The 23384-nt window shown below is 72.4% G+C and carries 25 protein-coding genes and 1 other RNA gene; 16 read left to right on the top strand and 10 right to left on the bottom strand.

What is annotated here, in order from left to right:
• The first annotated feature begins 17 nt into the window (after nucleotides 1-17).
• Nucleotides 18-518, top strand: coding sequence for a DUF3817 domain-containing protein (locus tag BLQ67_RS14220; RefSeq protein ID WP_092506125.1), 501 nt, complete (start codon nucleotides 18-20; stop codon nucleotides 516-518).
• Between the two features lie 12 nt (nucleotides 519-530).
• On the opposite strand, the gene BLQ67_RS14215 is transcribed toward BLQ67_RS14220, so the two are convergent.
• Nucleotides 531-974 carry a rhodanese-like domain-containing protein gene (locus BLQ67_RS14215; protein ID WP_092506123.1) on the bottom strand — a complete coding sequence of 148 codons (444 nt, stop codon included), beginning with the start codon at nucleotides 972-974 and terminating at the stop codon, nucleotides 531-533.
• Between the two features lie 94 nt (nucleotides 975-1068).
• On the opposite strand from BLQ67_RS14215, the gene BLQ67_RS14210 reads away from it, so the two are divergent.
• The 3 genes from BLQ67_RS14210 to BLQ67_RS14200 are packed head-to-tail and all read left to right on the top strand — an operon-like array spanning nucleotide 1069 to nucleotide 2920.
• A complete protein-coding gene (locus BLQ67_RS14210; protein ID WP_092506965.1) occupies nucleotides 1069-1530 on the top strand; it encodes an Lrp/AsnC family transcriptional regulator in 462 nt (153 codons plus the stop codon).
• 39 nt (nucleotides 1531-1569) lie between these two features.
• The gene (locus BLQ67_RS14205; protein ID WP_231945064.1) at nucleotides 1570-2340 is read left to right on the top strand and encodes an inositol monophosphatase family protein; all 771 of its coding nucleotides are present in this window, start codon (nucleotides 1570-1572) and stop codon (nucleotides 2338-2340) included.
• Between the two features lies 1 nt (nucleotide 2341).
• Entirely contained in the window at nucleotides 2342-2920 is a 579-nt protein-coding gene (locus tag BLQ67_RS14200) for a hypothetical protein (protein WP_092506119.1), read from the top strand.
• On the opposite strand, the gene BLQ67_RS14195 is transcribed toward BLQ67_RS14200, so the two are convergent.
• On the bottom strand, nucleotides 2862-3338 hold the full coding sequence (locus tag BLQ67_RS14195) for a VOC family protein (RefSeq protein ID WP_092506117.1): 477 nt from the start codon (nucleotides 3336-3338) through the stop codon (nucleotides 2862-2864). The genes BLQ67_RS14200 and BLQ67_RS14195 overlap by 59 nt on opposite strands.
• An 87-nt stretch (nucleotides 3339-3425) precedes the next feature.
• On the opposite strand from BLQ67_RS14195, the gene BLQ67_RS14190 reads away from it, so the two are divergent.
• Nucleotides 3426-3716 carry a rhodanese-like domain-containing protein gene (locus BLQ67_RS14190; protein WP_092506115.1) on the top strand — a complete coding sequence of 97 codons (291 nt, stop codon included), beginning with the start codon at nucleotides 3426-3428 and terminating at the stop codon, nucleotides 3714-3716.
• Between the two features lie 12 nt (nucleotides 3717-3728).
• Here BLQ67_RS14190 and BLQ67_RS14185 read toward each other — a convergent pair whose 3' ends face one another.
• The 3 genes from BLQ67_RS14185 to BLQ67_RS14175 all read right to left on the bottom strand — a co-directional run bounded on the left by BLQ67_RS14185 (nucleotide 3729) and on the right by BLQ67_RS14175 (nucleotide 6501).
• Nucleotides 3729-4874, bottom strand: coding sequence for an MBL fold metallo-hydrolase (locus tag BLQ67_RS14185; RefSeq protein ID WP_157674860.1), 1146 nt, complete (start codon nucleotides 4872-4874; stop codon nucleotides 3729-3731).
• A gap of 108 nt (nucleotides 4875-4982) precedes the next feature.
• Nucleotides 4983-5354, bottom strand: a transfer-messenger RNA (tmRNA) gene (gene ssrA, locus BLQ67_RS14180).
• Nucleotides 5355-5472: 118 nt separating this feature from the next.
• Nucleotides 5473-6501: a 6-phosphofructokinase gene (locus BLQ67_RS14175; RefSeq protein ID WP_092506113.1), complete on the bottom strand. Its 1029-nt coding sequence runs from the start codon at nucleotides 6499-6501 to the stop codon at nucleotides 5473-5475.
• Between the two features lie 138 nt (nucleotides 6502-6639).
• On the opposite strand from BLQ67_RS14175, the gene BLQ67_RS16980 reads away from it, so the two are divergent.
• Nucleotides 6640-8070 (top strand): hypothetical protein, encoded by a 1431-nt coding sequence (locus tag BLQ67_RS16980; RefSeq protein WP_092506111.1) that lies wholly within the window; start codon nucleotides 6640-6642, stop codon nucleotides 8068-8070.
• Nucleotides 8071-8085: 15 nt separating this feature from the next.
• Here BLQ67_RS16980 and smpB read toward each other — a convergent pair whose 3' ends face one another.
• The 5 genes from smpB to prfB form a co-directional block, all read right to left on the bottom strand.
• Nucleotides 8086-8562 (bottom strand): SsrA-binding protein SmpB, encoded by a 477-nt coding sequence (gene smpB, locus BLQ67_RS14165; protein ID WP_092506109.1) that lies wholly within the window; start codon nucleotides 8560-8562, stop codon nucleotides 8086-8088.
• Nucleotides 8563-8630: 68 nt separating this feature from the next.
• Nucleotides 8631-9545 carry a permease-like cell division protein FtsX gene (ftsX, locus tag BLQ67_RS14160; protein WP_092506107.1) on the bottom strand — a complete coding sequence of 305 codons (915 nt, stop codon included), beginning with the start codon at nucleotides 9543-9545 and terminating at the stop codon, nucleotides 8631-8633.
• Complete coding sequence (gene ftsE, locus BLQ67_RS14155; RefSeq protein WP_092506105.1) at nucleotides 9542-10276, bottom strand: cell division ATP-binding protein FtsE; 735 nt, start codon at nucleotides 10274-10276, stop codon at nucleotides 9542-9544. Before ftsE ends, ftsX begins: the two co-directional genes overlap by 4 nt.
• A gap of 79 nt (nucleotides 10277-10355) precedes the next feature.
• Complete coding sequence (locus BLQ67_RS16515) at nucleotides 10356-11771, bottom strand: 4-hydroxyphenylacetate 3-hydroxylase N-terminal domain-containing protein (RefSeq protein ID WP_172802343.1); 1416 nt, start codon at nucleotides 11769-11771, stop codon at nucleotides 10356-10358.
• A complete protein-coding gene (gene prfB / locus BLQ67_RS14140; RefSeq protein WP_092506103.1) occupies nucleotides 11768-12889 on the bottom strand; it encodes a peptide chain release factor 2 in 1122 nt (373 codons plus the stop codon). The genes BLQ67_RS16515 and prfB overlap by 4 nt, the downstream gene beginning before the upstream one ends.
• Before the next feature lie 111 nt (nucleotides 12890-13000).
• On the opposite strand from prfB, the gene BLQ67_RS14135 reads away from it, so the two are divergent.
• The 10 genes from BLQ67_RS14135 to BLQ67_RS14090 all read left to right on the top strand — a co-directional run bounded on the left by BLQ67_RS14135 (nucleotide 13001) and on the right by BLQ67_RS14090 (nucleotide 23347).
• Nucleotides 13001-13402: an SIP domain-containing protein gene (locus BLQ67_RS14135; protein ID WP_092506101.1), complete on the top strand. Its 402-nt coding sequence runs from the start codon at nucleotides 13001-13003 to the stop codon at nucleotides 13400-13402.
• Nucleotides 13399-15138: an L-aspartate oxidase gene (locus BLQ67_RS14130; protein ID WP_092506099.1), complete on the top strand. Its 1740-nt coding sequence runs from the start codon at nucleotides 13399-13401 to the stop codon at nucleotides 15136-15138. The genes BLQ67_RS14135 and BLQ67_RS14130 overlap by 4 nt, the downstream gene beginning before the upstream one ends.
• A gap of 194 nt (nucleotides 15139-15332) precedes the next feature.
• Nucleotides 15333-16283 (top strand): mevalonate kinase, encoded by a 951-nt coding sequence (gene mvk / locus BLQ67_RS14125; protein ID WP_157674858.1) that lies wholly within the window; start codon nucleotides 15333-15335, stop codon nucleotides 16281-16283.
• Nucleotides 16280-17245: a diphosphomevalonate decarboxylase gene (gene mvaD, locus BLQ67_RS14120; protein WP_092506095.1), complete on the top strand. Its 966-nt coding sequence runs from the start codon at nucleotides 16280-16282 to the stop codon at nucleotides 17243-17245. The genes mvk and mvaD overlap by 4 nt, the downstream gene beginning before the upstream one ends.
• Nucleotides 17242-18327, top strand: coding sequence for a phosphomevalonate kinase (locus tag BLQ67_RS14115; protein ID WP_092506093.1), 1086 nt, complete (start codon nucleotides 17242-17244; stop codon nucleotides 18325-18327). The genes mvaD and BLQ67_RS14115 overlap by 4 nt, the downstream gene beginning before the upstream one ends.
• Complete coding sequence (fni, locus tag BLQ67_RS14110; RefSeq protein WP_092506091.1) at nucleotides 18320-19390, top strand: type 2 isopentenyl-diphosphate Delta-isomerase; 1071 nt, start codon at nucleotides 18320-18322, stop codon at nucleotides 19388-19390. The genes BLQ67_RS14115 and fni overlap by 8 nt, the downstream gene beginning before the upstream one ends.
• Nucleotides 19387-20436, top strand: a complete 1050-nt coding sequence (locus tag BLQ67_RS14105; RefSeq protein WP_092506089.1) for a hydroxymethylglutaryl-CoA reductase — start codon at nucleotides 19387-19389, stop codon at nucleotides 20434-20436. Before fni ends, BLQ67_RS14105 begins: the two co-directional genes overlap by 4 nt.
• Nucleotides 20433-21569, top strand: coding sequence for a hydroxymethylglutaryl-CoA synthase (locus tag BLQ67_RS14100; protein WP_092506087.1), 1137 nt, complete (start codon nucleotides 20433-20435; stop codon nucleotides 21567-21569). The genes BLQ67_RS14105 and BLQ67_RS14100 overlap by 4 nt, the downstream gene beginning before the upstream one ends.
• Nucleotides 21570-21684: 115 nt before the next feature.
• Nucleotides 21685-22071 (top strand): hypothetical protein, encoded by a 387-nt coding sequence (locus BLQ67_RS14095; RefSeq protein WP_092506085.1) that lies wholly within the window; start codon nucleotides 21685-21687, stop codon nucleotides 22069-22071.
• 52 nt (nucleotides 22072-22123) lie between these two features.
• Nucleotides 22124-23347 carry an MFS transporter gene (locus tag BLQ67_RS14090; protein WP_092506083.1) on the top strand — a complete coding sequence of 408 codons (1224 nt, stop codon included), beginning with the start codon at nucleotides 22124-22126 and terminating at the stop codon, nucleotides 23345-23347.
• Nucleotides 23348-23384: the final 37 nt, after the last annotated feature.

The raw sequence follows: 23384 nt of genomic DNA, 5'->3' as shown, positions 1-23384 counted from the left end.
TCAGTTAGACTGAAGGCATGACCGCCGCCGCGCCCACCGCCTCACGATCCCCGCTCTCCACCCCGCTCGCGCTGTTCCGCGTCGTCGCGATCGCCGAGGCGATCACGTGGGCGCTGCTCATCGGTGGCATGATCCTGCGCGCGGTGACGGGCGAGGGCATCGGCGTCTCGATCGGCGGCGGCGTGCACGGATTCGTGTTCCTCGCCTACGTCGCGACCGTCGTGCTCGTGGGCATCCACCAGCGCTGGGCCGCCGGCACGTGGGCGCTGTCGATCGGCTCGGCGATCGTGCCGTTCGCCACGATCCCCGCAGAGCTGTGGCTCAGCCGCTCCGGTCGGCTCGCGGGCACCTGGCGCCTCGAGGCGACGAGCGACCCGCGCGACCAGCGCCCGCTCGACCGCGCCGTGCGCACGCTGCTGCGGCATCCGATCGCCTTCGGCCTCGCGGCCGCAGCGCTCGTGGTCGTCGTCTTCGTCGCGCTGCTCGTCGTCGGCCCGCCCGGAGGCGGCGAGCACTGATCGCACGGCGTCTCAGCAGGCGCAGGCGACGGCGCCGAGCGGCGCCGTGAGCGGGTCCTTCTCGCGCACGACGGGTCCGTGCGCATCCTCGACCGGGTATCCCTCGCGCGCCCAGTACTCGAAGCCGCCGAGCATCTCGCGCACCTCGTAGCCGAGCCGCGCGAGCTCGAGCGCCGCGCGCGTCGCACCGTTGCAACCCGGACCCCAGCAGTAGGCGACGACGGGAACGTCGATGGGGATCTCGAGCGGCGCGCGCGCAGCGATCTGCGCCGTCGGCATGTGCACGGCACCCACGGCGTGGCCCTGCAGCCACGCGACCTCGGCGCGGGAGTCGAGCAGCACGAAGCGCGCGCCCGCCTCCTGGTCGGCGTGCACGTCCGAGGCGTCGGTCTCGAATGCGAGGCGGGAGGCGAAGTGGGCGACGCGGAGGTCGCTCGCGGAGGGTGCTGTCGTCATGGAAGGAGACGATATGCCGACGATCGACGCCGATCCAGAGGAGTTCCACGGCGTTCTCGCCACCATGCCGTCGATCTCGTGGAATCATCGCCACATGCCCGCGAAGATCCCGTTCGAGCCCGACTCGGTCGACACCGCCATCCTCGACGCCCTCCAGCGCGATGGCCGGCAGAGCATCGCCGACCTCGCGCGTCGCATCCGCATGAGCCACAGCGCGACCGCCGAGCGCATGCGCCGACTCGAGGAGTCGGGCGTCATCACGGGCTACGGCGCGCAGGTCGACCCCGAGCGACTGGGCTACGCGATCCTCGCCTACCTGCGGCTGCGCTACCCCAGCTCGGTGTACGAGCCGCTGCACGCGCTCATCGCCGACCTGCCGGAGGTCGTCGAGGCGCACCACGTCACGGGCGACGACTGCTTCATCATGAAGGTCGTCGCGACGAGCATGCGCCACCTCGAGCAGGTGAGCGGCCGCGTCGGCACGCTCGGCAGCGTCACGACGAGCGTCGTCTACTCGTCGCCGCTGCCGTCGCGCGCGGTGCTGCCGCCCACGTGACTCGCCCGACGCACGCCGCCGGTCGGTAGCGTGGATGCCGTGAGCCACGCCGACGACCTCGCCCTCGCCCTCCGCATCGCCGACGCCGCAGACGCGATCTCCATGGATCGCTTCCGCGCGAGCGACCTGCACGTGACGACGAAGCCCGATGCGACGCATGTGACCGACGCCGACAAGGCCGTCGAGGCGCGCATCCGCGAGCTCGTCGAGGCCGAGCGCCCCGACGACGCCTTCTTCGGCGAGGAGACCGGCACGACGGGCGACAGCCCGCGCCAGTGGATCGTCGACCCCATCGACGGCACCGCCCACTTCCTGCGCGGCGCGCCCGTGTGGGCGACGCTCATCGCCCTCGTGGTCGACGGCGAGGTCGTCGTCGGCGTCTGCTCGATGCCGTCGCTCGGCCGCCGCTGGTGGGCGGCGCGCGGCGAGGGCGCGTGGACGTCGCCGGGCGAGCAGCGCCTGCAGGTCTCGGCGCTCGGCGCGCTCGCCGACGCCGCGATCTCGTACAACTCGATCCAGGGCTGGGATGGCGCAGGCTACCTCGACGAGCTCGTCGCGCTGCAGCGCGACGTGTGGCGTGCCCGCTCGTACGGCGACGCGTGGAGCTACATGCTGCTCGCCGAGGGCGCGCTCGACGTCGTGGGCGAGTTCGACCTCAAGCCGTACGACATGGCGGCGCTCGTGCCGATCGTCGAGGAGGCCGGCGGCCGCTTCACGTCGATCGACGGCCAGCCGGGCCCCTGGCACGGCTCGGCCCTCGCGACGAACGGCGTGCTGCACGACGAGCTGCTCGGGCGTCTGGCGCGCTGACGTGGCCGAGGCGCGCGACGGGCCCGCGCTCGTCGACGACCTCCTGTCGCGCGACCGCTCCCGCATCCTCGATGCCGTGTGGGCGATCATCCGCGCGCGCGACGACGCCGCGCTGCACGCGGTCCGGAAGCGACTCGCCGAGGTCGAGGACGCCGTCGACGAGGTCGACCTCGGTGGGATGCTCGCGAGCAACGGGCGCCACGTGACGCACGCCATCGACCGCGTGCGCATGCACTGGCGGGGCGAGTGCCTGTGTCGGGCATACCGCGATCACGAGATGTACGACCCCGCGCAGGAGGTGGCGTTCGGCCACGTCACCCTCGTCGAGGAGATCCCCGTCATCGTCGGCGGGAGCCCCTGGCGACCGCGACGCATCTGCGCGTGCACGGCCTGCGGGCAGCGCTACGACGTCACGGAGGACGAGGGGCATTACGTCTGGTGGAGGTGGCGCACCGTCGAGGACGTCGCGGCGAAGGCTGCCGCCGAGGCGGCGCTCCCCGTGCCGACGCCGCGGAAGGTCGTCACGAACCCGCGCTCGCCCGCTCGAGCTCGCCGACGTCGATCTTCGCCATCGTCATGAGCGCCGCCGTCACGGCGCCCGCGTTCGGCCCCGACATCAGCTGACCCATCGCCGTCGGCACGATCTGCCACGACAGGCCGAACCGATCCACGAGCCACCCGCACTGGCTCTCGCGCCCACCGCCCTCGAGCAGCGCATCCCACAGCCGGTCGATCTCGGCCTGCCCCTCGACCTCGAGCACGAGCGACACCGCCTCCGTCAGCGGGAACGCCGGCCCACCGTTGAGCAGCGTGACCGAGTGCCCGCCGATCGTCATGTCGACCGTGAGCGCCTGCCCAGCCATGTCGCCGGGGAACGCGGCGTCGTCGGGGTACCTGCTCGTGTGCAGGATCTCGCTGCCCGGCATGAGCGACACGTACAGCGCCGCCGCCTCCTCGATGCCTCCGTCGAACCACAGGCTCGTCGCGACCCTCGTCATCGTGGACCCCTCTCGCATGCCGAGCCGTGGTGCCCGTGCGTTCGCGAGCGTACGCCCGGCCGCCGACGCGCGGCTAGGGTCGAAGGCATGCGCGAGATCTCCGTGGACGCCATCGCCGCCGACACCGCCGTGCCCGTCGTCGACGTGCGCGAGCAGGACGAATGGGATGCGGGGCACGTGCCGCACGCGATCCACATCCCGATGGGCGAGATCGTGGAGCGCCTCTCGGAGGTGCCCGACGGCGTCGCCGTGATCTGCCACTCCGGCGGCCGCTCGGCGCGCGTCGTGCAGTACCTCGAGTCGCAGGGCTACACGGCCGCGAACGTCGTCGGCGGCACGTCGGCGTGGATCGCGGCCGGCCACGACGTCGCCCGCTGACCGCTCGCGCAGCTACCGCAAAGTAACTGCGCACTGCTCGTACGATCGGTCGTTCACGGGGACGACAGCGGCCCCTGAGTCCGCTGCCTGCCGCATGGCTTGGATGGTCGGGTGCCCGTGCCTACCTGATGCGTGAAACGTCGCCACCATCACATTGGGCAGCTGACTCCAGAAGTGTGCGGACGAGTTTTTCGCCGAACCATGATGAGGGGCCCCGACCACGCCAACGTTCTTCAGACGGTGCAGCCCGAGCGCATTACTCATTGCGTCCACAGTTCGCTTCTGGCCATAGCGCGAGTCGCCGGTCCCGAGCCAGCCAATGGCGCCGGCGATCGGCCTTCCTCGAGGGGCGTGAATCCAGCCGACGGTAGACGGTCCAGTTGGCCCGGAGTACAGCGTGATCGAGGAGAAGTTCGTCCAGTCGGACTTCCTTGAATTCGGCCGTGTCTCGCGAGCTACCTTGATGTGTTCGGTCAACACCATGCTGACATCAGCGTTCGATGGCACCCCGACGTCGCTCAGGTCCGGCAGCTTCTCACAGAGACGGGACCAGTAACGGCCGCGTTCATTCGATATCGCCGGGTACACGTAAGGCACGACCTCCCAGACCAGACTCGGCGTACCCGCATCCTCGTTGACATCGAAGCCACCATCGACCCGACCGCGTACTCGACGCCCAGTCGAATCGCTGTCGCTGCCCAGCGGTGCGTTGTTGACAGGGCCCAGGTCGTTCCCTGCGACCAACTGAATCTCTGCACCGAACTCCTCGCCGAGAACGGCTTCAGGCTCAAGTATCAGCCGGCGAAGTGATCGGTCGCCTTCTGAGGCGAGGGCAAGCACTAGGCGATCAAGTGGGGTCAGGAGCGGGGCGACGATGCGACCCACCGTGACGTCATTCTTGCGGAACGCATCGGCAAGGTACCTGAGCCCGTTGATGTGGTCGTCATCGAAGTGGGAGAGCACCAGGCGCTCCACTCTCTCGCCCGCGATCGATCGCGCGTACTCGTCGGCAGCGTCTTCCACTCGACGCGCAGAATCCGAACTCCCGCAGTCGTACACCACGTGAACCCGCTCACCCTTGACGTCGATCGACTGAGTGTGAAAGCCACCGTGTCCGACGCCCCACTGCGTGATGCGGACTGATGTGATCGCGGACATCTGTCCATGATCGCAGCGGCCCGGCGAGGCTTCCTGCATGACGAAGGGCCCGCGACCGAGGTCTGCGGGCCCTTCGTGGACTCCTACGCGTGACACGCACCGGCTGAGTGGTGGAGATGGGGGGAATCGAACCCCCGTCCATCGCTCGGACCGTGCGGCTTCTCCGAGTGCAGTCTGAGCTTGGTCGTTCTGCTCGGCCCCTACCTTTGCCCCAGACATCTAGGTAGACGGGCCCAGTCACAGTGCAAGTCCCACGAGTCCCTGTGACGCAAGCTCGCAGCAATCCCCCTAGATGACGCCGAGGTCCAGGGCGGGGGCAGACCTGGTTCGACGGACTTCAGGCTCGCTTAGGCAGCGAGGGCGAAGTCGGTGCGCTTTGCGTTGGCACCTATGGTGTTCCAGGGATCGTTGACGAGATGACCCTGGGTCCTCGACTCGCTTCCCGCAGCGACTGAGGCGATGTCGAAACCGATCATCCCCGTGCTGCGGTGCGTGTCACGCGCTGTGGAGTTGCCAAGCCGCCTCGACCTCTCGACCTGCGGCAGCCCTCCATGCTACGGGGCTCGGCCGCCGCGGGGCAACGACGGCGTGTCCGCCCTCAGCCGAAGAGCAGCTCGGCCTCGTGGTAGCGCTCCTCGGGCACGACCTTGAGACCCACCAGGGCGTCGGCGAAGGGCACGCGCACGATGTCGGTGCCGCGCAGCGACACCATCTGGCCCCACGCCTGCTGGTGCACCGCCTCGATGGCCGCGAGGCCGAAGCGGGTCGCGAGCACGCGGTCGGCACCCGTGGGGGCGCCGCCGCGCTGGATGTGGCCGAGCACGGTCGAGCGCGACTCGATGCCCGTGCGGGCCTCGATCTCGGGCGTGATGAGCTCGGAGATGCCGCCGAGACGCGGACGGTTGAACGCGTCGAGGCCCTTGTGCGAGTGCGCCTCCTCCATGCCCTCGAGGCGGAAGCCCTCGGACACGACGATGAGCGGCGCGCGGCGACGGTCGTACACCTGCTGCGCCCAGTCGCAGATCTCGTCGATCGAGCGCGGCTGCTCGGGGATGAGGATGGCGTGCGCACCCACGGCCATGCCGGCGTGCAGCGCGATCCAGCCGACGTGGCGGCCCATGACCTCGAGCACCATGCAGCGCATGTGCGAGTCGCCCGTCGTGCGCAGGCGGTCGCCGGCCTCGGTCGCGATCTGCACGGCCGTGTCGAAGCCGAACGTGTAGTCGGTGGCGTCGAGGTCGTTGTCGATCGTCTTCGGCACGCCCACGATCGGGATGCCGGCGTCGCTCAGGCGCTTGCCCGCCGCGAGCGTGCCCTCGCCGCCGATGGCGAGCACGGCGTCGATGCCGAGGCGCTCCATCGTCGCTGCGATGTTCGCGGGGCCACCCTGGTCGCCCTCGAAGGGGTTCGTGCGGCTCGTGCCGAGGATCGTGCCGCCGACGCGCGAGATGCCGCGCACCGACGAGCGGTTGAGCACGCGCACGTCGCCGGCGACGAGGCCGCGCCAGCCGTCGCGGATGCCCACGAACTCGTGCCCGTGCTGCTTGATGCCGCCGAGCACCGCTGCTCGGATGACGGCGTTGAGACCCGGGCAGTCGCCGCCGGAGGTGAGGATGCCGATGCGCATGGGTCCATCCAACCCTGCGCCAGCGAGCGTGTCGAACCGGCGCGGCACGGGCACTTCTCCCCATCGCGCTCGCAGGGGCACCTGCCTAGCCTGGTGGGATCACCCGGCCGCCGTCGCGGCCCCGACGGATGGATGCGCATGGCCGACGAGCACGCACCGGGGCCGAGCCCCGCGTACGACCCGTGGAACGGCCAGCAGCAGCCCGGCCAGGGCGCCCCGCAGCAGGGCCAGCCGCCGCAGGGCCCTCCCGTGCCGCAGGCACCGCAGCCCGGTGCGCCCGTGCGCAACCCCGACGGGTCGTGGACGGTCGAGGTGCACCCGAGCGACGGCGCCGCGCCCGGCGGCGCCTACCCGCAGCCGCGACGTCCGCTCAGCACGCCGTCGCAGCCGACGCCCGTGCAGCCGCCGCAGCCGTGGATGCAGCAGCCGCAGCCGCAGTTCACGCCCCCTCCCCAGGGCCAGCCGCAGCCCGGCCAGCGCCGCGGCCCGCGCCTCGGCCTCATCCTCGGCATCTCGATCCCCGTCGCGATGCTCGCGATCGGCGGGGTGGTCGCAGCGTTCGTCGTGCCTGGCGTGCTGCTCGACCGCGACGCGCAGGCGGCGGCCGACGACTACGCGGCCCAGGTCGCCGAGTGGGAGTCGGTCTACTCCGACGCCGCGCTGCAGCCGCTCGCCGAGCTCGACACCGCATCCTTCGACACGGGCCTCGCGACGGCGGCACCGAGCATGGGCTCCGGCTCGTACGACGAGGTCGCCGCGGATGCGTCGGGCGTGCGCACCGCGTGCGACGCCATGAGCGGCCTCTCGGGCCAGGCGGCGATGCTCACGGCGTCGGCGCCCGCGCTGCGCGTCGTCGATGGCGGCGAGCGCAACGACGCCTACGCGCAGGCGGCTGCGGCCGCAGCGGCCGACGGCGCCCGCTACGAGGCCGCTGCTGGGCTCGCCGACGCCGTCGCCGGCCCGTTCGACGCCATCGGCTCCGCGTGCTCGCTCGTGCTCGCGCAGGCCGACGCCGACGCTGCCTTCACGACCGCGTATGCCGACTACCTCGCCACGCTCACGCTGGCGCAGGGCGGCACGGAGCGCTTCGACGTCGACGCGTCTCGCTACATCCAGTTCACGTGCAACGCGCCGATCGGCTGCGCGTCGTTCGTCGACCGCGCGGCGCGGGCGAACGCCGCGACGGCGTGGGACGCGGCGTTCGTGGCCTACAACCAGTCGATGGCGCAGTCGTACCGCGACCACTGCCCCACCGCCGACCTGCAGTCGACGTGCGACGCGTGGGCGGGGATGCACGACCAGGCCGTGCAGCTCGCCAGCGCCGTGAGCGCCGCCTACCGCGACGAGGACGTGACGGGCGGCGCCGCCTACGGTGGCGACACCATCCCCGCGCCCGATGCGACGGCCGCGCTCGAGGCGTTCATCAGCGGCGACGAGACCGCCTACGCCTCGGCGTCGGACGCCACGTCGTCGGCCACGGGCTCGTCGACGATGCTCGGCGCCATCGCCGCACTCGTGCGCACCGAGGGCCAGACGATCCGCGACGCCGCCTCGGCGGCACGCGGCTGACCCGCGAGGGTCTGGCTACTCGCCCATCCGGTTGCGCGTGCGCATGGCGCGGTCGGCCTCGCGCTTGTCCTGGCGCTCGCGCAGCGTCTGCCGCTTGTCGTACTCGCGCTTGCCCTTCGCGACCGCGAGCTCGACCTTCGCGCGGCCGTCGAGGAAGTACAGCGACAGCGGCACGAGCGTGTAGCCGCCCTGCGACACCGCAGCCTGCAGCTTCTCGATCTGGTGCTTGTGCAGCAGCAGCTTGCGCTTGCGGCGCGGCGTGTGGTTCGTCCACGTGCCCTGGCCGTACTCGGGGATGTGCACGGCGTCGAGCCACGCCTCTCCCCTGTCGACGTACGCGTAGCCGTCGACGAGCGATGCACGGCCGGCGCGCAGCGACTTCACCTCGGTGCCGGTGAGCACGAGGCCCGCCTCGTAGCGGTCCTCGATCGTGTAGTCGTGGCGGGCCTTCTTGTTCTGGGCGACGACCTTCTGACCCTGCTCGCGTGCCATGATCGCCTCCTGGAATCGACTGGTGGGCAGCCCGTCAGCCTAGCACGCAGGCGAGCGCTCGCCGCGGGTCAGACCTTGAGGTACCTGCGGATGGCGACGGCTGCCGCGAGGCCCGCGAACAGCACGCCGAACGCGATGAGACCCGGCGCGACGAGCAGCGCGTCGTCCAGGCCCACGACCGCGACCGTGCGCAGCGTCTGCGCGACGTAGCCCTGCAGCACGCCCTGCACGAGCGCGACGATGGCACCCGCCGCGAGCACGGATCCCACGAGCGCCGCGACGACGCCCTCGAGGATGAACGGCGTCTGGATGAAGCGGTTCGACGCGCCCACGAGGCGCATGATGCCGAGCTCGCGGCGTCTCGAGAACGCGGAGAGTCGGATGGTCGTGGCGATGAGCAGCACGGCCGCGACGAGCATGAGCACGGCGATGCCGACGGCCGCGAGGCTCGCGGTGTTGAGCACCGAGAAGATCGGCTCGAGCAGCGCGCGCTGGTCGCGCACCTCGAGCACGCCGGGCAGCCCCGAGGTCGCCTCGGCGATGACGTCGGCGTCGGCGGGCGTCACGGGGCTCACCCAGAGCGCCTCGTTCATGGTGTCGGCCGTCGCGAACTCGGCGGTCGTCGTGCCGCCGAACTGCTCCATGAAGCGCGCGTAGGCGGCGTCGCGGTCCTCGAACTCCACGCCGTCGACGTACTGCGCGACCGCGGCGCCCGCGAGGGCATCCTCGACGGCCTGGATCTGCTCGGGCGTCGCAGCGGCCTGCGAGCACGTCTCGGTCTGGTCGATGTCGTTGCAGAAGTACACGGCGACCTGGGCCCGGTCGTACCAGAAGCCCTTCATCTGGTTGATCTGCATCTGCAGCAGCACCGCGGCGCCGACGAACGTCAGCGAGATGAACGTCACGAGCACGACGGCGACGGCCATCGACATGTTGCGGCGGAGGCCGGTCCAGACCTCTTGCAGCACGAGCGCGACCCTCATCGGGCGACCCCCAGGCTCGTGGGCTCGGAGACGACGGGCACGGGCGACGTCGTCGTGTACGAGCCGACGAGCTCGTCGCGCATGACGCGGCCGGCGTCGAGCTCGACGACGCGCTTCTGCATCGCGTCGACGATCGACGAGTCGTGGGTGGCCATGACGACGGTCGTGCCGCTCTCGTTGATGCGCGCGAGCAGCGCCATGATGCCGGCGCTCGTCGCGGGGTCGAGGTTGCCGGTGGGCTCGTCGGCGAGCAGGATCGGCGGCTTGTTCACGACGGCGCGCGCGATCGCGACGCGCTGCTGCTCGCCGCCCGACAGCTCGTGCGGCAGGCGCGACGACTTGCCGGCGAGGCCGACGACCTTCAGCACGTCGGGCACGGCCTCCGAGATGAAGCCGCGGCTCTTCCCGAGCACCTGGAGCGTGAAGGCGACGTTCTCGTAGACGGTCTTCGAGCGCAGCAGGCGGAAGTCCTGGAAGACGACGCCGAGGTTGCGGCGGAAGTACGGCACCTTGCGGCTCGGGATGGAGCGCAGGCGCTGGCCGAGCACGTGGATCTCGCCCTTCGAGGGCTGCTCCTCGCGCAGCACCATGCGGATGAGCGTCGACTTGCCCGACCCGGAGGCGCCGACGAGGAAGACGAACTCGCCCTTCGCCACCTCGAGCGAGACGTCGGTGAGCGCCGCCCGCGCCGAGCGGGGGTAGGTCTTGGAGACCGCGTCGAACCGGATCACTCGTCGAGGCTACGACCGGGTGCGCGCCGTACCCCGGCACCGCGTCGGCGCGGCGTGGATGCTGTGCGTCGAGGGAGTCTCAGCCTCGGGCGCGCCACTCGGCGACGCGACCCGTCGCCTGCGCGAGCCCGAGGATGCCGACGTGCGTGCGCTCGGGCTGGCCCCAGTGGCTGCGCTCGTACAGCTCGTGACGGGCGCCGAAGCCCGTGCCGACCGCATCCCACAGCGCGCCCATGATCGCGAGGCGCTCGTCGGCGTCGGCGCCGCCGGAGCCGCGCAGCAGCGGTGCGAGCTCGGGATGCGCACCGAGGCCGTCGGCGGGGATCGGCAGGTGCGCGAGCCCCGAGGCGACGGCGGTCTCGAGCGTGACGCGCATGCGGCTGTAGGCGTCGGGCGCGTAGGCCGAGAATGCGAGCGCGGGCTCGACGCCCGGACCCCATGCCCGGCCGCCGAGGAGGTCCTCGTCGCCGACAGGTGCCGCCTGCTCGATCATGGCGTCGCGCATGCCGGCGACGACGTGGCGGAACGCGATGGTCTCGCCGAGCGCCGCCTGCACGCCGCGGATGGAGGCGGTGCCCATGATCTCGGTGGCGCGCACGGCGAGGCCCGCGATCCACTCGAGCTTCGCCTCGAGCCGCGTGGCGGACTGGAAGGCCAGGCGCGCGTTCCAGCCGACGGCGCCGCGATTGTGGCCGAGCATCGTCGCGGCGTCGCGGATGAGCACGTCCTGCCACGGCACGAGCACATCGTCGAACACGACGAGCGCGTCGTGCTCGGCGAAGCGCGTCGCCAGCGGCTGGTCGGCGCGTGCCGGCACCGTGCGGGCGTAGAGCCGCAGGCCCGGCGCACCCACGGGCACCGTGCAGGCGATGGCGAAGCCGTCGGTCTGCACCTCGCCGCCGAAGTGCGACACGAGCAGGCGCTGCGCCGTCGCAGCGCCGGTGACGACGGCCTTCGCGCCGCGCAGCACGAGGCCGTCCGCAGTCTCGCGCACGACGTGCAGGAAGACGTCGCCGACTTCGTCGGGCGGCAGGTCGCGGTCGACGGGCGGGTTCACGAGCGCCTGCGCGTAGTGCGTCACGTGCTGCTGGTGCGCGGCGAGGGTCGAGCGCACCGCATCCGCCTGCGCCCCGTAGAACGACGCGTGGGCCCCCATCGACGTGAGCACCGACGCCAGCATCTCGGGCGTGCGGCCCAGCCAGCCGTGGGTCTCGCGCTGCCAGGCGCGGATGGCCTCGCGCTGCGCCCGCAGGTCGTCGCGCGAGCGCGGGATGGCCGAGAACGCATGCGTGCGCACGCCGTCTGGCGTCGTCGCGAGCAGCACGTCGGCGTCGGGGCCGTGCAGGCGGTCGTAGAGCGACGCGATCGTCGCTGCCGTGCCCGCGAGCGCGGGGTGCCCGGCGACCGCATCGACGCGCTCACCGTCGAGGAAGACCGCACGACCGTCTCCGAGCGACGCGAGGTACTCGGCTCCGGTCTGCGGTCCGGCCGTCACGAGTCGGCCTGCTCCTGCTGCTGCTGCTTGCGCCAGCGGATGCCCGCGGCGATGAAGCCGTCGAGGTCGCCGTCGAAGACGTTCGAGGGGTTGCCGACCTCGTGCTCCGTGCGCAGGTCCTTCACCATCTGGTACGGCGCGAGCACGTACGAGCGCATCTGGTCGCCCCACGACGCCGTGATGTTCCCGGCGAGCTCCTTCTTGCGCGCAGCCTCCTCCTCGCGCTGCAGCAGCATGAGGCGCGACTGCAGCACGCGCATGGCAGCGGCACGGTTCTGGATCTGCGACTTCTCGTTCTGCATCGACACGACGAGGCCGGTCGGGAGGTGCGTGATGCGCACGGCGGAGTCGGTGGTGTTCACCGACTGGCCGCCGGGGCCCGACGAGCGGAACACGTCGACGCGGATGTCGCCCTCGGGCACCTCGACCTCGTCGACCTGGTCGAAGAGCGGCACGACCTCGACGGCGGCGAACGACGTCTGACGCTTGCCGGCGGCGCCGAACGGGCTCATGCGCACGAGGCGGTGCGTGCCGGCCTCGACCGACATGTTGCCGAACGCGTAGGGCGCGTCGATCTCGAACGATGCGGACTTGATGCCCGCCTCCTCGGCGTAGGAGGTGTCGTGCACCGTCACGCTCATGCCGTGCTGCTCGGCGTACCGCAGGTACATGCGCAGCAGCATCTCGGCGAAGTCGGAGGCGTCGACGCCGCCGGCGCCGGCGCGGATGGTGACGACGGCGGGCAGCTCGTCGAACTCGCCGTCGAGCAGCGTCTGCACCTCCATCTCGGAGACGACCTTCTGCAGGGCGGCGAGCTCCTTGCGCGCCTCGGTGCGCGAGTCCTCGTCGTCCTCCTCGTTCGCGAGCTCGACGAGCACCTCGAGGTCGTCGATGCGGCTCGCGACGCCCTCGATGCGCTTGAGGCGCGACTGGCGGTGGCTGAGCGCGGTCGTGACCTGCTGCGCCTTCGCGGGGTCGTCCCAGATGTCGGGCGCGCCCGCCTGCTCGCTGAGCACGGCGATCTCGCGCTCGAGGCGCGGGAGGTCGGCGACGGTGGCGATGTCGGAGTGGGTGCTGCGGAGGTCGGCGATCTCGCCGGCGATGTCGAGGTCGGCCATGATCGCCCAGCCTACCGATGCGCGCGTCGCCTCCACTCGCGTTCCGTGTCGATGTTTGGTTAGGCTTGCCTAACCTTGCCGACGACGAGAGGCTCCACGGTGCGAGACCGGATGACGAGCCCCGACTCGGTGCTGCTGTGCGTCGCCGCCGAACGCGACCTGCCGGCGCTGCGCGCCGTGCTCGCCGACCTGCCCGCCGACCAGTACGGCCAGGTCTACGTCGAGACCGCGTCGGAGACCGTCCACGCCATCCCCGCCCCCGAGCGCATGGCCGTGTCGTGGCTGCTGCGCCGCGACGGCGAGGAGGTCGGCGCCCGCGCCGCCGTCGCCGTGCGCACGTGGTCGGCCGAGTGGATGCACGACGCCGGCCACGACTCCCTCATGCCCCGCCTCGTGTGGATCGGCCGCAGCGTGCGCGCCGTCGCAGGCGGCGCGCTCCCCCGCTGCGGCTGCGGCGGCGAGCACCCGGAGTCGCACGAGGCCGCGCTCAGCGGCGAGGGGGACGCCCGATGATCGGCACTCGGGCACCCGAGCGGCTGCGCTCCACGAGCGTCCTCGTGATCGGCTCGGGCGGCTCGGGCCTGCGCGCCGCCATCGAGCTCGCCGAGCGCGGCGTCGACGTGCTCCTGCTCGGCAAGCGCCCGCGGCACGACGCGCACACGTCGCTCGCGGCCGGCGGCATCAACGCCGCCCTCGCGACGATGGACGACGAGGACACGTGGCAGCAGCACGCGGCCGACACCATCCGCGAGTCCTACATGCTCGCGAACCCGCACACGGTGCAGACGGTGTGCGAGGGCGCCGAGCGCGGCATCGCCGACCTCGAGCGCTATGGCATGCCGTTCGCGCGCGAGGGCGACGGCCGCATCTCGCTGCGCTACTTCGGCGCGCACACCTACCGCCGCACGGCCTTCGCAGGCGACTACACGGGCCTCGAGATCCAGCGCACGCTCGTGCGCCGCGCCGAGCAGCTCGGCATCACCATCCTCGACGGCGTCTACGTCACGCGCCTGCTCGTGTCGGGCGGCGCCGTGTTCGGCGCGTACGGCTTCGACCTCGTCGACGGCACGCGGGAGCGCATCCACGCCGACGCCGTCATCCTCGCCGCCGGCGGCCACAACCGCATCTGGCGGCGCACGTCGTCGCGCCGCGACGAGAACACGGGCGACTCCTTCCGCCTCGCCGTCGAGGCCGGCGGGCGCCTGCGCGACCCCGAGCTCGTGCAGTTCCACCCCTCGGGCATCCTCGAGCCCAAGGCGCACGCCGGCACGCTCATCTCGGAGGCGGCGCGCGGCGAGGGCGGCATCCTGCGCAACGCGGTCGGCGAGCGCTTCATGGAGCGGTACGACCCCGAGCGCATGGAGCTGTCGACGCGCGACCGCGTCGCGCTCGCCGCGTTCACCGAGATCCGCGAGGGTCGCGGCACCGCGAAGGGCGGCGTGTGGCTCGACGTGTCGCACCTGCCGAGGCAGCGCATCGTCGACCGCCTGCCGCGCGTCTACGCGACGGTGCTCGACCTGCAGATGCGCGACATCACGCGCGAGCCGATCGAGATCGCGCCGACGGCGCACTACTCGATGGGTGGCGTGTGGGTGCGGCCCGACGACCACGGCACGGGCGTCGAGGGCCTCTACGCCATCGGCGAGGCATCGAGCGGCCTGCACGGCGCCAACCGCCTCGGCGGCAACTCGCTCATCGAGCTGCTCGTCTACGGGCGCATCGTCGGCGAGGCCGCCGCGCGGCACGCCGCGTCGCTGCCCGCGCAGGATCGGTCGGCGGATGCCGTGGCCCAGGCGCGCGACGAGGTGGATGCGCTGCTCGCCGTCGACGGCCCCGAGCACGTGCGTTCGCTGCAGCGCTCGTTGCGGAACGCGATGACGGAGCACGCGGGCGTCGTGCGCGACGAGGAGGGCCTCACGACCGGCATCGCGGCGATCGCCGACGTCGAGGCCGCGATGGGCGACGTGGGCGTGCACCCCGACGTGTCGGGGTACCAGGCGCTCGCGCACGCGTTCGACCTGAGGTCGTCGGCGCTCGCGGCGCGCGCGACGCTCGAGGCGGCGCGCGAGCGGCGCGAGACGCGCGGCTGCCACAACCGCAGCGACTTCCCCGACACCGATCCGTCGCTGCAGGTGAACCTCGTGTGGTCGGCGGACGGGTCGATCGTGCACGAGCCGATCCCCGACGTGCCCGCCGAGATCGGCGGCCTCATGCGCGAGGTCTCGGTCGCCGGCAAGCTCGTCGAGTAGCGCGCTCGTCGAACCATCCGATGCGGCCTCGGGGTCCGGACATACACCGCGGTCGCACCGACCGCAGGCACATGCGGTGGGCAATGCACCGCGCGCTACGATTCGACTCGCATGCACCACCTCATCCGCGACTGCGTCGCCCTCGTCCCGGCCCTCCGGAGCACGTCGGGCGCGTCCGTCGTCGGTGGCATCGCATGACGAACGTCTCGAGCGGCGTCCGCGACACCGCGACCGCCACGGCGCACGCGAAGGCGATCCTCGTGGGCGAGCACTCGGTCGTGCACGGCGCTCCTGCGATCGCGACGCCGCTCGACGCCCTCACGATCACGGCGACGGCATCGCTCGCGCGCGATGGCGTGACGACGCTCACGACCGACGACTACACGGGTGCGCTCGACGACGCACCGGTCGGCCTCGCGCCGACGGTCGCGGCCGTGCGCCTCGCGATGGATCACGTGCACGCCGCGCCGCTCGACGTCGAGGTGCGCAACGAGGTGCCGCTGTCGGCCGGGCTCGGCTCGAGCGCCGCGACCGCCGCGGCGATCGTGCGCGCCATCGCCCGGTGCGCCGACGTCGACCTCGACGACGCCACGCTGCAGTCGCTCGTGCACCAGGCCGAGCAGGTGGCGCACGGCCGCCCGTCGGGCCTCGACGCCCGCACGGTCGTCGCCGCCGGCCCCATCTGGTTCCAGTCCGGCGCCTCCCGCCCGCTGCCCGTCGGCGCGCCCGTCACGATCGTCGTCGCCGACTCCGGCTCGCGCGGCTCGACCCGCGAGATGGTCGCGCACGTCGCCGAGCTGCGCCGCACCGACCCCGCCCACCTCGACGCCGCGATCGCCACGCTCACGCAGGTCGTGCACGACTTCGCCGAGGGCCTCGCCACGGGCGACGTCGCGGCGCTCGGCACCGCGATGTCGACGGCGCACGTCGAGCTGCGCGGCCTGGGCGTGAGCACGCCCCACCTCGATACCCTCGTGGAGGCCGCGATGGCTGCGGGCTCCGCTGGCGCGAAGCTCACGGGCGGAGGCGGTGGCGGATGCGTGCTCGCGCTCGCCCCCACCGTGCACGACGCTCCCGCGATCGCGGCCGCGATGCGCGCCGCCGGCGCGCGCGCGACGTGGACCGCGACCGTGGAGACGACATGACCCAGGCCACGGCCGTCGCACATCCGAACATCGCGCTCGTGAAGTACTGGGGCAAGCGCGACGCGACGATGAACCTGCCCGCGACGGGCAGCCTGTCGATGACGCTCGACGTCTTCCCCACCACGACGACCGTCACGGTCGACGAGACCCTCGCCGCCGACTCGCTCGAGCTCGACGGCTGCACGCTCGAGGGCACGCCGCTCGACCGCGTCGCGCGCTTCCTCGACATCGTGCGCGGTCTCGCGGGCGCGAGCGCGCACGCGCGCGTCGTGACGACGAATGCGGTCCCCACGGGCGCGGGCCTCGCGTCGTCGGCATCGGGCTTCGCGGCGCTCGCCGTCGCCGCCTCCGCCGCGTACGGCCTCGACCTGACGCCGCGCGAGCTCTCGCGCCTCGCGCGCCGGGGCTCGGGATCCGCATCCCGCTCGATCGTGTCGGGCGTCGCCGTGTGGCACGCGGGCGACGACGACGAGACGTCGTTCGCCGAGCCCACCGCCGCCCCCGACATGGCGATGGTCATCGCGACGGTCGAGGAGCGCGAGAAGCCCGTCTCGAGCCGCGTCGCCATGGTGCGCACCGCCGAGACGTCGCCGTTCTACCCCGCGTGGGTCACGAGCACGGCCGAGACGCTCGAGCGCATGGTCGACGCGTGCGCCGCGGGCGACCTCGACCTCGTGGGCCGCATCGCCGAGACGAACGCGCTGCGCATGCACGCGCTCATCCAGTCGTGCGACCCGCCCATCCGATACCTCACGAGCGCGAGCCTCACGGTGCTCGACCGCATCGAGGCGCTGCGCGCCGACGGCGTGCTCGCCTACGCGACCATCGACGCCGGCCCGAACGTCGTCGTGCTGTGCGACCCCGCGCAAGCGCCGCGCATCGCCGACGACCTCGCTGCCGTCGCCTCGACCGTCGTCGCGCGCCCCGGCCCCGGCGCCCGCCTCGTGGAGGCGGTCGCGTGATCACGACGCGCGCGCCCGGCAAGCTCTTCGTCGCAGGCGAGTACGCGGTGGTGGAGCCCGGGCAGCCGTCGGTGCTCGTCGCCGTCGACCGCTTCCTCACGGTGTCGGTCGACCAGTCGGATGCGTTCGGTCAGGTGCACTCCGAGGCGTACGGCCAGCTGCCGGTGACGTGGACGCGCGACGCGACCGGCGTGCGCATCGACCGCAAGACGCCGTACGACTACGTGCTCGCGACCATCACGCTCGTCGACCGGCTGCGTGCCGAGCTCGGCAGGCGCGACTCGTTCTTCGACCTGCGCATCTCGAGCGAGCTCGACGACCGCGGCGGGCGCAAGTTCGGGCTCGGCTCGTCGGCGGCCGTGACGGTCGCGACCGTCGCGGCGCTCGACGAGTTCTACGACCTGCGCCTCACGGCGATGCAGCGCTTCCGCCTCGCGATGCTCGCGACGGTCTCGGTCGTGCCGACGGCGTCGGGCGGCGACCTCGCGGCGTCAACGTTCGGCGGCTGGATCGGCTACTCCTCCCCCGACCGCGAGGCGCTCGTGCGGCGCCTGCGCAGCGGTGCCCCGATCGGCGAGCTGCTCGCCGAGCCGTGGGAGGGGCTCGACGTCACGCGCATCGAGCCGCCCGCCTCGGCGCGGCTGCTCGTGGGCTGGACGGGTGCGCCGGCATCCACGGAGCGCCTCGTCGACCGCGTGCTCGTGATGCGCGAGACCGGCGCGCAGGTGCACCGCGACTTCCTCGCCGCGAGCCGCGACCAGGTCACCCTGCTCACCACGGCGCTGCAGACCGACGACGTGCCCACGGCGCTCGACGCCATCCGCTCCTGCCGCTCCCTGCTGCGCGATCTCGGCGACGCTGCCGGCATCGACATCGAGACCGACCGCCTGCGGGCCCTCTGCGATGCCGCAGAGCGCGCGGGCGCCGCGGCGAAGCCGTCGGGTGCGGGTGGTGGCGACTGCGGCATCGCGCTCGCGCCACCCGACGCCGACGTGCAGGCGATGCATCGAGCGTGGGAGGCCGACGACGTGCGGCACCTGACGATCTCGGTCACGCCGCCGCGGAGCGACGTCGATGGCTGAGCGCAAGGACGACCACGTGCGCATCGCGCTCGAGCACGAGCGCGACCGCCGCGGCAGGCCGAGCGATCTCGACGACGTCGAGCTCGTGCACCACGCGCTCGACGGCATCGATCCCGCGCGGGTGACGCTCGACATCGACGTCGCCGGCATGGCGTGGCGCTCCCCCGTCTACGTCAACGGCATGACCGGCGGCACGGCGCACACGGGCGACGTCAACCGCACGCTCGCGATCGCGGCGCGCGAGTCCGACCTGCCCATCGCCTCCGGCTCGGTGTCGATCGCGCTCGACGACCCGTCGCGCGCCCCGTACTTCCGCGTGCTGCGCGACGAGCACCCGCACGGGTTCGTGCTCGCCAACGTCGGCGCCGACCGCTCGGCCGACGACGCACGTCGCGCGGTCGCGCTGCTGGACGCGGATGCGCTGCAGGTGCACCTGAACGCCGCGCAGGAGCTCGTGATGCCAGAGGGCTCGACGCGCTTCGACACGTGGGCGCCGTCGATCGCCGCGATCTGCGAGGCCGTCGACGTGCCGGTGATCGTGAAGGAGGTCGGCGCCGGCCTCTCGGGACGCACCGTCGCCCGCCTGCGCGACCTCGGCGTCGACGTCGCCGACGTGGGCGGCACGGGCGGCACCGACTTCGTGCGCGTCGAGAACGACCGCCGCGCCGCCCGCGACTTCGCCTACCTCGGCGGCTGGGGCCTCTCGACGCCCGCGTGCCTGCTCGACGCGCAGGATGCGGGGCTGCCGCTGCTCGCATCCGGCGGCATCCGGCATCCGCTCGACGTCGTGCGCGCCCTCGCGCTCGGCGCCCGCGCCGTGGGCGTCGCGAGCCGCTTCCTCGCCGTCGCGGTCGAGGGCGGCGAGCAGGCGCTCGTCGACGAGATGCGCCTGTGGCGCGACCACGTGCGGGCGATCCTCGCGCTCGTGGGCGCCGCATCCCCTGCCGACGCCGTGCACGCCGACGTGCTCGTGCGCGGCCGACTGCGCGAGCTCGCCGAGCTGCGCGGCATCGACGTGACGACCCTGGCGCGCCGCCGCGCCGTCGACGGAAGGCTCCGATGACCGACTTCACGCCCATCCCCACGTCGTGGGTCGGGCCCATCCGCATCTCGGGCAACGCCGTGACCGACGAGGTCACCGTGCCGCTCGCGACGTACGAGTCGCCACTGTGGCCCTCGGTGGGTCGCGGCGCGCGCATCTCGCGCCAGGTCGAGGGCGGCATCCAGGTGACCGTCGTCGACGAGCGCATGACGCGCTCGATCCTGCTGCGCGCCGACGACGCCGCCACCGCCGTCGCCGCGTCGCGCACCATCACGGACCGCATCGACGACCTGCGGATGGTCGTGGAGGCGCAGAGCAGGTTCGCGAAGCTCATCGACGTCGACACCGAGGTCGTGGGCAGCCTGCTGTTCGTGCGCTTCGCGTTCTCGACCGGCGACGCCTCGGGCCACAACATGGCGACCGCGGCCGCCGAGTCGCTCATCGAGGCGATCCTCGCGTTCTCGCCCGAGCTCGAGTACGGCTCGATCTCGGGCAACTGGTGCTCCGACAAGAAGGCCACGGCCGTCAACGGCATCCTCGGCCGCGGCCGCTCGGTCGTCGCCGACATCCTCATCCCCCGCGACCTCGTCGAGACGGGCCTGCGCACGACGCCCGAGCGCCTCGAGGCGCTCAACACGGGCAAGAACCTCGTGGGCTCGACGATCGCGGGCGCGCTGCGCTCGGCCAACGCGCACTACGCGAACATGCTGCTGGGCTTCTACCTCGCGACCGGCCAGGACGCCGCGAACATCGTCGAGGGCTCGCAGGGCATCACCTACGTCGAGGCGCGCGAGGCGGGCGTGTACTTCTCGTGCACGATGCCGAACCTCATCGTCGGCACCGTCGGCAACGGCAAGGGCGGCGGGCTGCCCGTCGTCGAGGATGCGCTGCAGCGCATCGGCTGCCGCTCGGGCGGCGAGCCGGGCGCCGACGCGCGCCGACTGGCCGCGCTCATCGGCGCGACCGTGCTGTGCGGCGAGCTGTCGCTGCTGGCAGCCCAGACCAATCCGGGAGAGCTCATGGCGACGCATCGCGTGCTGGAGCGTGGAGAGCGGAGGACCGCATGAGCGTCGGCATCGACGACATCCAGATCGCGACGGGGCACCACGTGCTCGACATGTCGCTGCTGGCGGAGGCGCGCGGCATCGAGCCCGCGAAGCTGTCGATCGGGCTCGGGCAGCTCGCGATGAGCGTGCTCGCGCCCGACGAGGACATCGTGACGATGGCTGCTGCGGCCGCCGCGCCGATCGTGGAGCGCGTCGACGCGAGCCGCATCCGCTCGGTGCTCGTGGCGACGGAGTCGGGCGTCGACCAGTCGAAGGCGGCGGGCGTGTTCGTGCACCGCCTCCTCGACCTGCCCTCGACGACGCGCGTCGTCGAGCTGAAGCAGGCCTGCTACGGCGGCATCGCCGGCGTGCAGCTGGCCGCCGACCAGGTGGCGCGGCGGCCCGACGACCTCGCGCTCGTGATCGCGACCGACGTCGCCCGCTACGACCTCGCATCCGCAGGCGAGCCGACGCAGGGCGCCGGCGCCGTCGCGATGCTCGTGTCGGCGAACCCGCGCCTCGTCGAGCTCGATGCCGTCAGCGGCCTGCACACGTTCGACGTCGACGACTTCTGGCGCCCGAACGACCGCACGACCGCGCTCGTCGACGGGCACCTGTCGACCTCCGCGTACCTCGACTCGCTCGAGGGCGCGTGGCGCGACCTCGTCGCGCGCGGTGGGCGCTCGCTCGCCGACGTCGCGCACCTGCTGTACCACCAGCCGTTCACGAAGATGGCCCGCAAGGCGCACGCGCGCCTCGCCTCGCTCGTCGACGGCGAGATCGGCGCGCTCGACGAGGCCTCGCTCGACGTGGGCGCGCAGCTGGGCAACGCCTACTCGGCGTCGCTGCCGGGCGCGCTCGCGGGCCTGCTCGAGTCGGGCGACCGCTCGGGCGACGGCGTCGGCATGTTCTCGTACGGCTCGGGCTCGGTCGGCGAGTGGATGACGGGCGTCGTGCGCGCGGATGCGGGCGTGCACGACGCGGGCGTGCGCCGCGCGATCGACGGCCGCGTGCCGCTCGACGTCGCGACGTACGAGCAGCTGCACGCCGAGCACTCGGCGTCGAGCGAGGATCGCACGCTGCCGCGCGTCACCACGGGGCCGTTCCGCATGGCCGGCGTCGAGGGCGGCGCGCGCCGCTACGAGCGGGTCTGAGCCCGGGGCCGTATCACCCCGGCTCGCTGTCGGCGAACCGGTCATGAGCATCCGTCGAGGAGGAGTAGCATCGTGCAGTCACTGCAAGTTCTACCGATTCTGACGGGAAGTCTCCATGGGCGATCAGGTCGAGCAGCAGAGCCAGATGGTCACGACCGTCGACTCCGTGCCCGTCGAGGTGCAGCGCATCATGCGCACGGGAACGATCTGGACGGCCGCGGGCATGCTCGCGCCGGTGCTGGGTCTCGGGCCGCTCGTCGCGGCCGGCTGGCGACCCGCCGACCTGTCGGGAGGCGTCGAGCTGGTGTTCTGGATCGGCACGCTCGTCGCGACCGCGGGTCTCGGCCTGCTGATGTGGGCGGGCTGCCCCGTCATGGCGTACACGGTCGACCAGGCGTACACGCAGAAGAAGCACTCCATCCGCATCGGCATCTGCTCGAACCTCGCGGGCATGGCGCTCGTGGGCCTCGTGGTGCTGCTCTCCCCCGCCGTCGGCGGCTGAGCCGGGTGGCGCCGGCGTCGATCGCGCACGCCCTCGTGCAGGGCTCGGCCGCGTGAGCGACGCGGAGCGGTTCCCCTTCAAGAAGGTCGCGGTCGCGGCGTACCTGCCGACGATCCTCTTCGCCATCGGCGAGGGCGCGATCATCCCGTACATCCCGGTCATCGCGGGCGACCTGGGCGCGAGCCTCGCGGTCGCAGGCCTCGTCGCGGCGATGATGACGGTCGGCGAGCTCGCGGGCAGCGTGCCCGGCGGCATGCTCGTCGGGCGCCTCGGCGAGCGGGCGACGATGATCTACGCGGGCCTCGCGACGATCCTCGCGCTGTCGCTGGCGTGGTTCGCGACGGAGCCGTGGATGCTGGGCCTCGCGATCCTCGTCACGGGCGTCGCGACGGCGATCTTCGCGCTCGCGCGGCACGCGTTCATGACGACGTACGTGCCGTACCGCTATCGCGCGCGGGCGCTGTCGGCGCTCGGCGGCACCTTCCGCCTCGGCCTGTTCATCGGGCCGCTGCTCGCATCCGGCATCATCGCGCTCGGCGCGCCGGTGCAGGTCACGATCTGGCTCTTCGTGGGCGGCTGCCTCGCCGCGGTCGTCGTGCTCTTCTTCCTGCCCGACCCGCAGTCGACGTTCGAGTCCGGCAAGGGCCACGAGGGTGCCGAGACCGTCGAGCGCGAGACCGTGCGCCTCGGCGACACGCTGCGGCGCTACGCGAAGACGCTCGGCACCGTCGGCGTCGGTGCGGCGATGCTCGCGCTCGCGCGCAAGGGCCGCGACGTCATCATCCCGCTGTGGGCCGTGTCGATCGGCGTCGACGCCGCGACCACCGGCCTCATCGTGGGCATCGCGGGCGCCGTCGACTTCCTGCTCTTCTTCGTGTCGGGGCTCGTGATGGATCGGTTCGGCCGCCTGTGGGCCGTGGTGCCGTCGCTCATCCTCATGGGCGCCGGATTCGCGACGCTCGCGGCGACGCACGACGGCACGGCGGCGCTCGTCGGCCTGCTCGTGGGCGCGGGCCTGCTCGCGGTCGCGAACGGCATGTCGTCGGGCATCCTCATGACGCTCGGCGCCGACCTCGCCGACCGCATGAATCCCGCGCCGTTCCTCGGTGCGTGGAGGCTCACGACGAACGCGGGCGGCGCGATCGCACCGCTCGGGGTCGCGGCGCTCATCCAGGCGTCGTCGATCGTCACGGCGGGCTTCGCCCTCGTGGCGACGTGCGCGATCGGCGTCGTGGTGCTCGTGAAGACGCTGCCGCGCGGCAAGCCGGGCGGCTAGGCAGACAGCGTGTCGCAGGACCGTGCTGCCGATGCCA

Origin of the sequence: Agrococcus jejuensis, assembly GCF_900099705.1 — a bacterium.
GTDB lineage: Bacteria > Actinomycetota > Actinomycetes > Actinomycetales > Microbacteriaceae > Agrococcus > Agrococcus jejuensis.
The sequence above is the reverse complement of the archived record's forward strand: the minus strand, read 5'-3'. Positions and strand labels throughout refer to the sequence as shown.